Annotated in this window: 14 protein-coding genes; 5 read left to right on the top strand and 9 right to left on the bottom strand. The window is 65.8% G+C overall.

Annotation, left to right across the window (positions count from 1 at the left end; all coding sequences use genetic code 11):
- Window positions 1–444 precede the first annotated feature (444 nt).
- On the bottom strand, window positions 445–1,080 hold the full coding sequence (locus AXA68_RS12265) for a helix-turn-helix domain-containing protein (RefSeq protein ID WP_066418602.1): 636 nt from the start codon (window positions 1,078–1,080) through the stop codon (window positions 445–447).
- A 193-nt stretch (window positions 1,081–1,273) separates the two neighbouring features.
- Between AXA68_RS12265 and AXA68_RS12260 the strand changes: the two genes are divergently transcribed.
- Window positions 1,274–1,999, top strand: coding sequence for a hypothetical protein (locus AXA68_RS12260; RefSeq protein WP_232745115.1), 726 nt, complete (start codon window positions 1,274–1,276; stop codon window positions 1,997–1,999).
- A 303-nt stretch (window positions 2,000–2,302) separates the two neighbouring features.
- Here AXA68_RS12260 and AXA68_RS12255 read toward each other — a convergent pair whose 3' ends face one another.
- From AXA68_RS12255 to AXA68_RS16825, 3 genes are all read right to left on the bottom strand, one after another.
- Window positions 2,303–3,220 carry a DMT family transporter gene (locus AXA68_RS12255; protein ID WP_066417207.1) on the bottom strand — a complete coding sequence of 306 codons (918 nt, stop codon included), beginning with the start codon at window positions 3,218–3,220 and terminating at the stop codon, window positions 2,303–2,305.
- Between the two features lie 474 nt (window positions 3,221–3,694).
- On the bottom strand, window positions 3,695–4,246 hold the full coding sequence (locus AXA68_RS12250) for a helix-turn-helix transcriptional regulator (RefSeq protein WP_066417205.1): 552 nt from the start codon (window positions 4,244–4,246) through the stop codon (window positions 3,695–3,697).
- A 136-nt stretch (window positions 4,247–4,382) separates the two neighbouring features.
- Window positions 4,383–5,021, bottom strand: coding sequence for a hypothetical protein (locus AXA68_RS16825; RefSeq protein WP_157884837.1), 639 nt, complete (start codon window positions 5,019–5,021; stop codon window positions 4,383–4,385).
- A 277-nt stretch (window positions 5,022–5,298) separates the two neighbouring features.
- Here AXA68_RS16825 and AXA68_RS12245 point away from each other — a divergent pair, with 277 nt between their 5' ends.
- The gene (locus AXA68_RS12245; RefSeq protein ID WP_066417204.1) at window positions 5,299–6,285 is read left to right on the top strand and encodes a hypothetical protein; all 987 of its coding nucleotides are present in this window, start codon (window positions 5,299–5,301) and stop codon (window positions 6,283–6,285) included.
- 232 nt (window positions 6,286–6,517) lie between these two features.
- Here AXA68_RS12245 and AXA68_RS12240 read toward each other — a convergent pair whose 3' ends face one another.
- Entirely contained in the window at window positions 6,518–7,843 is a 1,326-nt protein-coding gene (locus AXA68_RS12240) for a M20/M25/M40 family metallo-hydrolase (protein ID WP_066417201.1), read from the bottom strand.
- Window positions 7,844–8,055: 212 nt separating this feature from the next.
- Here AXA68_RS12240 and AXA68_RS12235 point away from each other — a divergent pair, with 212 nt between their 5' ends.
- On the top strand, window positions 8,056–8,307 hold the full coding sequence (locus tag AXA68_RS12235) for a hypothetical protein (protein ID WP_066417199.1): 252 nt from the start codon (window positions 8,056–8,058) through the stop codon (window positions 8,305–8,307).
- A gap of 49 nt (window positions 8,308–8,356) precedes the next feature.
- On the opposite strand, the gene speB is transcribed toward AXA68_RS12235, so the two are convergent.
- From speB to AXA68_RS12215, 4 genes are all read right to left on the bottom strand, one after another.
- Complete coding sequence (gene speB, locus AXA68_RS12230) at window positions 8,357–9,181, bottom strand: agmatinase (protein ID WP_066417196.1); 825 nt, start codon at window positions 9,179–9,181, stop codon at window positions 8,357–8,359.
- A 4-nt stretch (window positions 9,182–9,185) separates the two neighbouring features.
- Window positions 9,186–9,563: a translation initiation factor IF-5A gene (locus AXA68_RS12225; protein ID WP_066417193.1), complete on the bottom strand. Its 378-nt coding sequence runs from the start codon at window positions 9,561–9,563 to the stop codon at window positions 9,186–9,188.
- 88 nt (window positions 9,564–9,651) lie between these two features.
- Window positions 9,652–9,918 (bottom strand): hypothetical protein, encoded by a 267-nt coding sequence (locus tag AXA68_RS12220; RefSeq protein ID WP_066417191.1) that lies wholly within the window; start codon window positions 9,916–9,918, stop codon window positions 9,652–9,654.
- Entirely contained in the window at window positions 9,919–11,127 is a 1,209-nt protein-coding gene (locus tag AXA68_RS12215; RefSeq protein ID WP_066417188.1) for an aminotransferase class I/II-fold pyridoxal phosphate-dependent enzyme, read from the bottom strand.
- 148 nt (window positions 11,128–11,275) lie between these two features.
- Here AXA68_RS12215 and thyA point away from each other — a divergent pair, with 148 nt between their 5' ends.
- Window positions 11,276–12,304 (top strand): thymidylate synthase, encoded by a 1,029-nt coding sequence (thyA, locus tag AXA68_RS12210; protein ID WP_066417186.1) that lies wholly within the window; start codon window positions 11,276–11,278, stop codon window positions 12,302–12,304.
- Window positions 12,304–12,864, top strand: a complete 561-nt coding sequence (locus AXA68_RS12205; protein ID WP_066417183.1) for a dihydrofolate reductase — start codon at window positions 12,304–12,306, stop codon at window positions 12,862–12,864. Before thyA ends, AXA68_RS12205 begins: the two co-directional genes overlap by 1 nt.
- The last annotated feature ends 79 nt before the right edge of the window (window positions 12,865–12,943 follow it).

The raw sequence follows: 12,943 nt of genomic DNA, 5'->3' as shown, positions 1-12,943 counted from the left end.
CGTGACCGACTCGCGCTCCGTATTCAGCACACCCGCAGAAACCTATCACGGGTTGAAGATCTCTGTAAGGTCTTTTTTCGGAATCTGATGATCACTCGCTCGAAATTTCGATCACTGTCGCGGTCGGATTTGACCCTACGCCCGCACGCGTGAGGAAGATGACACCACAGGTGGGGAACTCCTCACGTTACAAACCACCATGAAATGGTGACGAAGACGAGCTTGCCCATCGAGCATCTGAAGAGAGAGAACTACTCTATGTCGAGGTCGGTTCGGATGAGCGCTCAGCGAACGGATCGACGAAAGAAAACGAACGGAACTACAGGTCGGTTTTCGAGGCGGGAATCGAGCGGCCGGTCGATCGTTTCGGCTTCGATCCCGACGCTTTCTGCGAATTGAATAGAGCAGATCAGCGCAAGGAATTGTGACGAACCCACCCGCTCGTCACTCGGTCTTCACGTCGGTCAGGTACCACGCAATAAGCTGCGCCTGCGCCCGGCGGACGATCCCGCTCGCGGTCGACTTGTCCACGCCGACCACGTCGGCGAGATCCGCCAGCGTACACCCTCGCGGGACCTCGAAGTAATCCTCTCTGAGGCCGGCGGCGAGGAGCTCCTCTTGTCGGCGTGTGAGGAGTCGGTCCGCCCGCTTCTTGTTCACCTTCGAGAGGAGTTCGTACTCGGTACCGCTCGTTTCCAGCGTCTTTCGGAGCTGGTCGAACTCCTCGCGAGTGCCGGTCAGGTCGAACTCGTAGAACTCGTTCCGCACTTCGATCGGAAACTCGGGCGGGAACCCCCCGGCTTCGACGAAGGCGTAGAGGTCGACGTCGGTCGTCTCGTACGTCGTGAGGAGTCGGTCGTCGGTGCGTTCTAACACCTCGTACGCGTCGACCGCATCGTGCTCGCGAAACGCCGCCGCGACCGACTCCGGAGTCCGAGTCAGCACCTCACCGAGTTCCTTCGCGGTGGCGCCGCTGCGGACGCCGGACAGCAGGCGAAAGGTCGCGTCGGGGAACGCTTCCGACAGGTCGGCGATGTACAGGTCCGGCGGGAGGCGAATGCGGAACCGAGCGTCGATCATGTTGGTCACTGCCGCTTCGGGCAGATACCAACATGTTGGGGTCATACACACATGAATCGCCCGGTAACACTACCGTATGAACTCCGAGTCGGTCGCTGCGGCCACGAGAGGACGGACGACGCTGCGGGCAATCGCGCGGACGATCGCCACGTCGATCGGAGAGCTGCGGCGCCGCGATCCGGTTTTGTCCGCCGTGGCCGCGATCAACGCCGTCCTATTCGGTGCCTTCGCCGTCGGAATCGTCTTCGACCCGACGGTCGTCAACGGGGAACCGGCGTGGCTCAAGCCGACGAAGTTCGCCGGCTCGATCGCGCTCGTGTGCGCGACGCTCGGCTGGCTCGGTGTCCACCTCCCGGTCGATCCGGACTTTCGTCGCCGCGTCTCCCGGATCGTCGGCATCGGTCTCCTCCTTGAAATCGCCCTCATCGGCGGACAGGCCGCGCGCGGCGTTGGGTCCCACTTCAATCGGGCGACGGTCCTCGACGCGGCCATCGGAGGGGTCATGGGCGTCACAATCGTCGTCGTCACCGTCGCGATCGCCGCGCTGGCGGTTCGGGCGCGCAACAACGAGTTCAACGTCCACCCGGCGTTCGCCGCGGGCATTCTCCTCGGCATCGGGTGGTTCGTCGTCGGCGCGTTCGAAGGAGCGGCGATGATCGCGATCCAGTCACGGGTCGTCGAGACGACGGAGCCGACGGTCCCGGTCGTCGGCTGGCAGCTCGTCGGAGACCTTCGACTCGCGCACTTCGTCGGCCTCCACGCCCTCCAGGTGTTGCCGCTGACTGGCTACCTCGCGGCAGCCGGACACCGCCGAGGCCTCGTCGACTCCCCGCGACGCACGGTATTCCTCGTCGCTGCCGGATACGGCGCGGTCCTTCTCGGAACCGCCGCCCTCGGCGTCGCTCCAGCCCTCGTGTAAACCGCCTCACCCAACTCCCTCGGCACAAATGCGGCTCGATCCATGAGGTGAGGCTTTGATGTGGACTCCCGGAAATCCGTCGTCAGCGGCTCTGTTGAAAACCTTTGGAACTGATAGGTTCGGTGTGCGAGATACAGAGGCTGTACTGTGCGATCTACTCTGATCAAGTTGGAGAATGATTCTGTGGGAGATACGCGCTCTGTATTCCACGCGAATGGAGGAGGTGTCGCCGTTGGGGGTTCAACAAAGGCCAACCGAGTAGCAGACGACCGCCGCGAAGACGGCGGTTGCTGGTCGAGCCAGTTAGTCGCCGGTCGCTGGTACGGCCTCGTCGATGAGCGCGTCGCGAATAGCGTCGCGTTTGACGAGCACGAAGCCGACGGCGATGACGAGGAAGCCGACAACGGTGGTCGCGGCGAGACGTTCGTCGAGGAAGAGCCATCCGGTTATGGCGGCGAACACGGGGGCGACGTACCCGAAGAGGTTGACCTCGACGGGACCGAGGCGGTCTAGGAGCGTGTAGTAGAGGAGGTAGCCGACGACGCCGGCGGCGAGCACGAGGAACCCGAACGCGATGAGTACGTCCGAGGTGAGTGCGACGGTCTGGGGTTCGCCGCGGGCGAGGCTGGCGACGTGGAGGACGATGCCGCCGACGAGCATCATCCAGCCCTGGCGGGCGGCGACGCCGAGCGTGGGGGTTTCGCGGCGAAGGGCGACGGCGGCGAGCGCGAACGTGACCGCGCTCGCGGTCATGAGTGTGACGCCGAGTGGGTCGGGTGGCTGTATGTCGGTGGGGCCGGGTACGACGAGGATGCTGGTGCCGACGAGGCCGAGGAGGATACCGAAGACGCGCGTGGGCGTCGGGCGAGCGGTGTCGAGAGCGACGACGGCGAACGCGACGCTCCAGATGGGGACGGTGGCGAGAACGACCGCGCCGACGGCCCCGGTGACCATGGTCTGGCCGACGAAGAGGAGGCCGTTGTGGACAGCGATCATGCCGACACCACCGATCAGGATAGCCGTGGTGTCGGCGCTGGTGGGGCGGACCTGTTGGCTGCGGGCGAGTGCGTAGCCGAGGACGACGACGCCGATGGCGTCGAACCGGAGTGCGGCCATCAGCAGCGGCTCGACGCCCGCTTTCGCGGCGCGTATAGCGGGATAGGAGGCGCCCCAGAGGGCGGCGAGCGCGAGGAACCCGAGGGCGTTCTCGTAACGCTTCACGTGCCGACGCAGGCGACCGCACAGAATAGCTTTTGTGTGGTGAGAACGCCCAACACGATCCGAGTCGTCACGGTGCCCGCTAATGGTTCAGTCCCGTGGTTCGTCTGGCAAATGTCTTCTACCCGATTCGCGCTCTGTATTCAGCACATCCGCAGAAACCAATCGCCGATTGAGGGTCTCTGTAAGGTCTTTTTCGGAATCTGACGGTCACTCGCTCGAAATTTTCGATCGCTGCCGCGGTCGGGCGCTTACGCACGCGCGTGTGTGGAAGTGAGATCACAGGGGGGACCCCACCACGTTACGAACCACCGTGAAACGGTGGCGAAGACGAGTTCGCTCGTCATCGGCTGAAGCGAACTAGCGCGGCGGTGCAGCAAACAGTTCGTGTATCGGATCGCAGCCCCTCAAATCTGCGTGACTACAGGCGGTCAGTCGGGGAAGTATGCCGTTATGATCGCACTCACGACGGCCAGCCTACGTAAGCAGTACCGTGTTCCCCATGCCGTGGCGCTTCCGCTCGGCGAGGTTTTTCGCCTCCAGACTATCGAGCGTACGGCTGACTGTCGCTTTTGAGAGGTCTGTTCGGTCAACTATCTCGCTCTGTGGTAGGACACCGTCGGCCTCGAGTACCGTTTGATAAACCAGCTCCTCATTACTCGTGAGTCGTTCCGAAACGGTTTCCCACTCTTCTCGGCGGGCCTCGAGTAGCTCGTTACTGGACTCGCTGGTAGACTGCTGTGTGGAAGCGTTCGTTTGCTTGGTGTCCGCGATCGTCGACGATGTCGAATCTGTCTCGTTGAGGAGTACGATCGTGCTTCCGCCGGCGGCATACGCTGAAATAGTAATGAGGGCCACGTCGCGGAGCGTGAATTGCCATCCGAGATTCCCAATTCGTGTACTCTCGTCACCAACCGCGACGGCGGCTGGCGTTGCGCTTATGAACTGCGTGACGAGGATCGTTACAGCAGTGACAAAGATACCGACAGCGAGGAGTTCAGAGCGCGGTCGGGAAGATATCTGTGTCATCTCGTTTCACCGGTGTGACCGTTGATCGACCTGAGTCTTCCCCACTCCGGGGGTTCGGTTTGGCTGGTGACGAAGAGGAACTGTACCAGTGTCTGACCACGGAGATCAATCCGATTGTAGGTGGGGCCGATATTTCTCATCGGTCACCTCTGTCGAGTCGAACGAGTGATTCGACGGTCTCGGTGCGGAGATTAACCACAGTACTGTACCGTGTTCCGGATTCGTTCGGCGTCACGACGACGAGCATCCGATCGCCACTCCACCACGATTCGCGCCGCTCGAAAACGATGCTGCCGTCATTTTGTCGGACAGTGAACGCGGAGGCGTTAGGAGAGATCACCGTCTGTAGGGATTCGTTCGCTGTTGCTCCGATGACTGCCGCACGATCGCTGGGGAGGCGTGACGGGATCCGACGGACAGTATACGCAGCACTGTTCGCCGGTGGGACATCGCTGCCGACGATCTCGGCGGACGTGACGATCTGCCGTACACGCAAGCGTGTCTGCGCGTCTACCGGGGGTGGGCCGTGGTTGACTGTTTGAACGAGGTAGCGGCTGTCTTCATGGCTGATCTCGATTCGATTGATCGTGTGAGCGTCTTCGACCAGCACGTGCTGGCCACTACCGGTTGTAACGACGAACGCACCATCCTCAATAGTGAACTCGTGGGTTTTGTCCGGAGTGATGCCAGTAGCGCTGCCAAACACTGCAATACTGCTTGCGAGGACGGCTAGCGAGAGGACCAGCACCACTCGGGAATAGGGGACCTGGGGCATGGTTGACTTTCGAAACATCGGCAGTATGAATCTGATGATTTTCAGCGTTTTCAACGCCTGAAACACCTGTGAAACGCGTTTCAGGCGTGTTCACTAGCCGTTTCCAACTGTGAGTTATACGGACTTTCTTACAAGCGTGAAGTGACGCAGTCGGACGACCGCCCGCAATCGGCCGAGTCCGTCTCCACGGTACCCGTGGCCGTTCCGTCAGTTCCCGCCCGGCTGTCGTCGGACCAACCAATGACACAACACAAGCGGTGTGAAGGAAGCAAGAATCATGCAACGTGACTACAGACTCACGATATACGCCCTCAGTATCGCGACTGTACTGCTCGCTGCCAGTGGTATCGCCGTCATCGCGGGAGCTACCCTGTCCCCGGAAGCGACAGGCAATCCCGCCGATGAAGACAACGTAGCGCAACTGAACGGAGACCAGCAGCAGTTCAACGGCTCACTAACCCAGACTGACGGAGACGAGTACACCTTACACCAGGCTCAACGTACGTGTGGCGGCGCTCTCCGTCTGAACAGTACGGAGCGAAACGGTACCAGCCATCGGGTCGAAGACGTGACCGTCACCCTCGTTTCCCATCATAATGGTTCGGTCGTCGACGAGATCGGCCGTCAACGGCTTGCCGAACTCATCGTTGAACAGACCGGCGATCGCGTCGGGCTTAGCGAGTACAGCCAGCTGGAGGTACGGGTTAATCAGTACTACGAGTCCACAGCACGCGAGGAGCCGCTGGATATTGCCGGGATCCGCGTCCGACCCACTGACGACTGCCTTCCGTTGGTTCGGGGAACGGTGAACCGGACCAACGAGACGATCACGGTCCAGACTACGCGTCCCGATCTCGACGCGGTAGAGTTGAACTACAGCAACGACATCGGTGTGTTGGAACGAGACGACCGGGAGCTGATAGAACGTCTCATCGTGGCCGACGAGCAGGCCAGCTACAACGTTCAGACACACATAGACGCGACAGAGTTGGAGGCAACGGTCGTGGAGGCAACTGCCGACGAGCACGTCGATATCAAACTCGAGCATCCGGACGAGAGCGGAAGTACAGTCATGCTGACCGTCGATCTCGATTCGGAGACCGTCGCTCACACGTGGGTAGAGATACAGATCGACGAATCAAACATCAAAATGATCGACGAAAACGGGTCAGCCGATGGATCCAATACGATCGTACGGACCGATAGCGTCGCGATCGATCCCAATGAGTCGAATATCACAGTGGTGAACGAAACGAGCGGATAACCCCCACTGCCACTCGGACGAGGACTCTTCTCGCTTTCAGGCACGTAGACGCGCCGAGTGCCTCGGAGCATTCGTGCCGGCCCGTTTTCACCCCACTCTGCGACCACGGGTAACGAGGAACCCGCACCGTCCCGAGGCTGCCGCCGGCGTGTCCCGAAGGCGTCCGCCACGTCGTCCGCCTCCGGTCGAGGCAGGTATCCGGAATTCGAACGCTGGAAGCCGGCCGTTCCTCCTACGCGGAGCCGTACTCCCGGATCACCGTCGAGAGGGTGTCGGTTCCGAACGCGATGGCCTCGGCGGGAACGCGCTCGTTCGCGGCGTGGACCAGCGCCTCGAACTCGAACGTCGGTGGGAGCTTCAGCGGGGTGTACCCGTAGGGCTGGACGTCCAGCTGCTCGAAGAACCGCCCGTCGGTCGCGCCGGTGAGCAGGAACGGGACAGGGACGGCCTCGGGGTGGTTCTCCGTCAGGGAGTCGCACAGCAGATCGAACAGCCCCATGTCGACGCGCTTGCCCTCGCCGCCGTCGAACCGCGTGACCTCGAACTCGACGCCCTCGATGTCGCCGACGACCTCCCGGACCTCCTCGAGGAACTCCTCGGGCGTCACGCCCGGGAGCAGCCGCGCGTCGAGGCGGAGGTCGATCTCCGCCGGGTGGACGTTCACCTTCCCGCCGCCGTCGACGACCGTCGGGCTCACCGTGTTGTGAAGCATCGGGTCCAACCGCTCGGCGACGGGGCCGAGCTCGTCCAGGATCTCGTCGGTGCGTTCGGGGTCCAACAGTCCCCGCAACTGCTCGGCTCGCTCGGGTTCGGCCTCGGCGGCGAGCGCCTCGACGAACTCCCGGGCGGGCGGCGTGATGCGGACGGGCAGGCGCTGTTCGGTCAATCGGGTGAGCAGCTCCCCGAGCGCGTGCATCGCGCCGTCGCGCTGCGGCCGAGAGGCGTGGCCGCCGCGGCCGGTCACCGTCGCCTCGAGCCAGCAGACCCGCTTTTCCGCCACCTGGATCGGGTAGAACTCCGTCCCGTCGACGCGCAGCGGGAAGCCGCCGAACTCGCCGATCGCGTACTCCACGTCCGCGAAGCGCTCGGGATGGTTCTCGACGAGATACCTTGCGCCGACGTCGCCGCCCGTCTCCTCGTCGGAGAGCACCGCCAACAGCACGTCGCCCGCGGGTTCGACCCCCTCCTCGGCGGCCCGAAGCATCGCCGCGACCATCATCGCGACGCCCCCCTTCATGTCCAGCGCGCCGCGGCCCCAGACGAATCCGTCCTTCCGTGTGCCGGAAAACGGCGGCTCGTCCCACTCCTGGCCGTCCGTCGGGACCACGTCGACGTGGCCCTGCATCAGCAGCGTCGGCGCGTCCCCGCCCGGCAGGCGGGCGAGCAGATTGGGTCGCTCCGGATCGGCGGCCAGCGTCTCGGTCGCTATCCCCGCCTCGGTCAGAAGGCCGTCGATGTACTCGATACAGGCACGCTCGTCGCCAGGCGGGTTCACGGTCTCGAATCGAACGAGTTCCGACAGCAGATCGGCCGGTCGCTCGTGAATCGGTGTGGCCATGGTCGGCAATACCCGTCGGGGGATATAGCCCCACGGGTCGAGCTGACCGACGCCGCCAGGACCGACGAGGCGTTTCCGTTCGGCCGTCCGCCGCCGCCGATCCCTCGTCGTCGAGGAGCCCCGCCCCGACGGTGCGTCGTCCCGCCTCTCCGGTCCCCGCAATCGCTGCCCGTAAACAGTAGTTATTAATCGTGTACATCCGTGGATCGAGTATGGCCGAGATAGCCATCGAGTACGCCTCCGGGAACCGCCTCCGTTCGGAGGCCGAGACGGCCAGACGCCTGATCGACGCCTACCTCGGCGACCGGCCGGACGTCGACGACGTGACCATCTCGCCGTCCTCGGAGTCGGTGTTCTGCGTCAGCGTCGAGGGCGACCGGGTCTGGTGTACGGACACCCGCGAGTGGATCGACGCGATGGAGGCGGTCGCGGCCGCCCGCAGTCGGCTCTCCGAACTCCGCTGAGAGACGAACCACGGAACGCGCGACTCCGCCGGCCGTCGACCGTCGGACGCTACGCCGACGAGCCCGCGGCGTGTGAGTGAACGAACTCCCGGAGCAGTTTTCCCCCCAGCGCCGCGGCCTGGCCGTCGTCGCGGTCGTTCACTTCGACGACGTCGAAGCCCTCGGCGTGCGGCGCGACCGTCCGCACGAGGTCGCGGACCTCGCGCGGGTGGAGCCCGAACGGCTCCATCGTTCCGGTGCCGGGCGCGAATCCCGGGTCGACCCCGTCGACGTCGACGGAGAGGTACGTCGACCCGTCGGCGAACCGGCCCGGATCGAGGTCGTCGAGCCAGCCGCGAGCGTCCTCGGGCGCGACGACCTCCACGTCGTCCTCCGCGGCGCGGTCCCACTCCTCCGGGGAGCCGGTTCGTGCGCCGACGATCACCGCGCGGTCGACGACGTCGAGCGCGTGGCGGGTGACGCAGGCGTGGTTCCACGGGTTGCCGGCGTACTCCGCCCGGAGGTCGAGGTGGGCGTCGACGACGACGAGCGTGTCCGGGGTGACCGCCTCGACGCCGGCGTAGGTGACGGTGTGTTCCCCGCCGAGCGCGAGCGGGATCGCGCCGTCGAGGACGACGCTTCTGAGTTCGGCGGCGAGGTGATCGAGGTACTCGCGCGTGTCGTCCCAGGGGGCGACGTCGCCCGCGTCGTGGACGCCGAGCGCGGAGAAGTGACTGTCCGTTCGCCGGTCGTAGTCGTCGTAGGTCTCGGAGAAGCGCCGGACCCGGTCGGGTCCGAACCGGGTGCCGGGTTGGAACGTGGTCGTGGCGTCGAGGGGAGCGCCGACGACCACGTACGAGGCCGCGTCGCGGTCGGCGGTCGCTCCGGGGAACATCCGACTACCCGACGACCTTGCGCTGGCCCTCGTACTCCAGGTACTCGATGGTGTCGTCCGAGGAGAAGTCCTCGCCCTCGGGGATCCGCATCGTGAACGTCTCGTAGGTGTCCAGGTCCATGACCTGCGCGTCGTCGCCGGAGACGGAGACGACCTGGCCCTGCTTCCGCTCGATGATCGGCACCCACACCTTCGCGTCGACCGGCTGGGAGAGCGAGCGCTTCTTCTCGTCGAAGACGCCCTTCCCCTCGACTCGAGCCTTGGCGCTCCCGTGTTTACCGGGCTTGGCGGTGCTGTAGTGGTTGATCTTACAGGGCGAGTCGTCCATCATGACGTAGCTCCCCTCCTGGAGTTCTCGAACCTGCTTCTGCTCTCGCGGCATACACCGGGTTTCCCCCGGCGCGGGTATAAACGGTTTGGAACGCCGTGGGGACGGTGCGGAAACGTCGTCACCCGCCGATCGAGGTGAGCTACGGGTCGAGCTCGTCGTCGTACTCCTCGTCGTCCTCGTCCGGCGGGACGAGGTGCCCGGTGAGCAGGTAGCTGGCGGCGAACAGCGCGAGGAACCCCACCCCGACGGCGGCGGTCGTCCGCACCACGAACGGGAAGTCGATCCAGAGGAAGTAGCGGTCCGCGACCGCGATGGCGACGATCGCGACCAGGATCGCCTTCTGTTCGTCCGTCGGGTTCCTGACGAGCCCGACGAGGTCGTCCTTGAGGTCGCCGACGAGCCCCATTCAGCGGCTCCCTCCGTCCGGGACCGGGTCGTCGGCCGTCTCCGTCCCTTTGTTCGCCTCCGCGCGGTCGTCCGTCTCCGCGCCGTCGTTCGCCTCCACGTCGCCCTCCGCGTGCGCCTCGATGACCGCGCTCACCCGGTCGAGCCCCTCCTCGAGGGTCTCCCGTCGGTGCCCGAAGCCGATCCGGAAGCGGTCCGGGAACCCGAAGAGGTCGCCGGGCGCGAGCACGACGCCCGCCTCCTCGACGACGGTCCGACAGAACTCGCGGGCGTCCGCGAACCCCTCGGGGATCGTCGGGAAGGCGTTGACGGAGGCGGGCTCGTGCCACTCCAGCCCGTGGCGGTCCACCCACGCCGCGATCCGCTCGCGGTTCCCGTCGGCCAGTTCGCGGTTCTCCGCCAAGATCCGCTCCTCGCGCCGGCCGAGTGCCTGTTTCGCGACGTGCTGGCCGAAGATGCTCGGCGAGATGGTGGTGTAGTCCTTCCACCGCCAGGCGCGCTCGACGACCGGCTCCGGCCCGGCGATCCAGCCGAACCGCAGGCCGGAGAGCCCGTACGCCTTCGTCAGGCTCGTCGTCGATATCCCGTGCGCGCCGAAGCTCGCCACCGGCTCCTGCGGGGACGACGCGAGCAGCCGGTACACCTCGTCACACAGCAGGTAGGCGTCGTTCTCGACGGCCACGTCGTACACCTCCCGCACCCGCTCCTCGGCGTGATAGCGGCCGGTCGGGTTGTTCGGGTTGTTCACGACGACGACCGCCGTGTCCTCGCGGACCGCGTCCGCGACCGCGTCGGGGTCAAGCTCCCACTCCGGCGGGGAGAGTTCCACGCGGGTGACCTCGCCGAACGCATCGGGCACGGCGTGGAGCGCCTGGTAGGTCGGCGTGACGACGACGGCGTGCGAGCCGGATCCGATCCCGTCGTCGCCGACGGGGTCGCTCGAGGCGACGAGCGAGAGGAACGTCAGGAAGTTCGCCTCCTGGGTGCCGCAGGTGAACAGGACCTCGTCGGCGCTCCGGCCGTACCGGTCGCCGACGCGGGCGCGGAACTCCGGGTCGCCGTTCGTGGGGATCACGTACCCTACCTCGCCGGGGTCGAGGTCGAACCGGTCCGCCTCGAGCGACCGGATCCCGCTCTCGGCGAGCATGACGTCCGCCTCGTGTTCGTACTTCGCGAACCACCGCTCGAGCCCGAACGGATCGATTACCATGTCGGCCACTCCGGGCGGCGCGAGGTTAGTTGCTGCGGTCGGGCGAACGGATCCCAAAGGACGTAGGTTTATGTTTTGCGACGCGTGGGTTCCGACAGACCGATCGCGCCGACGCCGTAAGCGTCGGGGCGACTCCCCACGACACACGATGCAACAGTACCTCGACCTCGTCGACGACGCGCTCTCGACGGGCACGTACAAGCCGAACCGGACCGGCGTGGACACGATCGCGACGTTCAGCGCCGGCTACACCGTCGACCTCGCGGAGGGGTTCCCGCTTCTCACGACGAAGCGGATGGACGGCTACCGCTGGAACTCGCTCATCCACGAGGTGATCTGGTATCTCTCCGGAGAGGAGCACATCGAGAACCTCCGCGAGGAGACGAAGATCTGGGACGCCTGGGCCGACGAGGAGGGCCGTCTCGACACGGCGTACGGCCGGTTCTGGCGGCGGTACCCGGTGCCGGACGACGGCGACGCGCTCCCCGGCGAGACGTGGCCCGAGGACGGTCACCGCTGGGTGACCGTCGAGGAGGACGCGGACGGGACGACGCGGCGAACCTTCGACCAGATCGCCTACGTGCTCGACACGCTCGAGGAGAACCCGAACTCCCGCCGGATGGTGGTGAACGCGTGGCACCCCGCGAACGCGACCGTCTCGACGCTGCCGCCGTGTCACTACACCTTCGTCGTCAACGTCCAGGGCGGGAGGCTCAACCTCCATCTCACCCAGCGGTCCGGCGACATCGCACTCGGCGTCCCGTTCAACGTCGCGGCGTACGCGCTGCTCGCGAACGCGCTCGCACAACGGACCGGGTTCGAGGTCGGCGAGTTCGGCCACACGATCGTCGACGCGCACGCCTACTGCGGCCGGGGCGACCGCGGCGCGTGGTACGGCGAGAACCTCCCCGCGCTCCAGGCGCGGCTCGCGGACGCGGAGGGGAAGGCCGACTACCGCGACGTCAAGGCCTGGCTCGAGGACGCCGCCCCCGCTGAGGCCGACGGCGAGGAGGGGTACGACCACGTCCCCGGCCTCCTCGAACAGCTCTCTCGCGAGCCCCGCGAGCGCCCCCGGATCGAGATCGCGGACGTGCCGCTCGACGAACTGACCTACGACGACGTCGAGGTCGTCGACTACGACTGCGCCGAGGGGATCTCGTTCGCGGTCGCGGAGTGATGGCGGGGACCGACTCCGACACCGACGACGCAGTCGATCCCGCCGTCGACCCCGACGACGTGTCGTTCGTCCTCGTCGCGGCCGTCGCGGAGAACGGCGTCATCGGCGCGGACGGCGGGATGCCGTGGCACTACCCGGCGGATCTGGCGCACTTCAAGCGGCTGACGAGCGGGCATCCCGTGGTCCTCGGCCGGGTCACCTACGAGAGCATCGCCGACCGGATCGGCGGCCCGCTCCCGGACCGGACGAGCGTCGTGTTGACGACGCGTGACCCGGACCTCCCCGAGGAGGTCGTCGTCGCCGGCGGCGTCGAGGAGGCGGCGGCGCGAGCGCGGACGGCCGCGACCGAGCGCGGCGTCGAGGAGGTGTACGTGATCGGCGGCGCGAGCGTCTACGAGGCGTTCCTCCCGCTCGCCGACCGGATGGTTCTCACGGAGGTGCCGGAGTCGCCCGACGGCGACACGCGCTTCCCGGCGTGGGACCCCGACGAGTGGGTCGAACTCGACCGGGAGCGCGAGGGCGACCTCGCGTTCGTCACCTACGAGCGGGTCGCGGAGTGAGGACCCTCCTACCGCTCCGCTCCTCCGGCGCGTCCCCGCCGTGGAACCGCTTATGTCCCTACCGCTCCGAGGGGAGGTC

It is taken from the genome of Halorubrum aethiopicum (assembly GCF_001542905.1).
Classification (GTDB): domain Archaea; phylum Halobacteriota; class Halobacteria; order Halobacteriales; family Haloferacaceae; genus Halorubrum; species Halorubrum aethiopicum.
The sequence above is the reverse complement of the archived record's forward strand: the minus strand, read 5'-3'. Positions and strand labels throughout refer to the sequence as shown.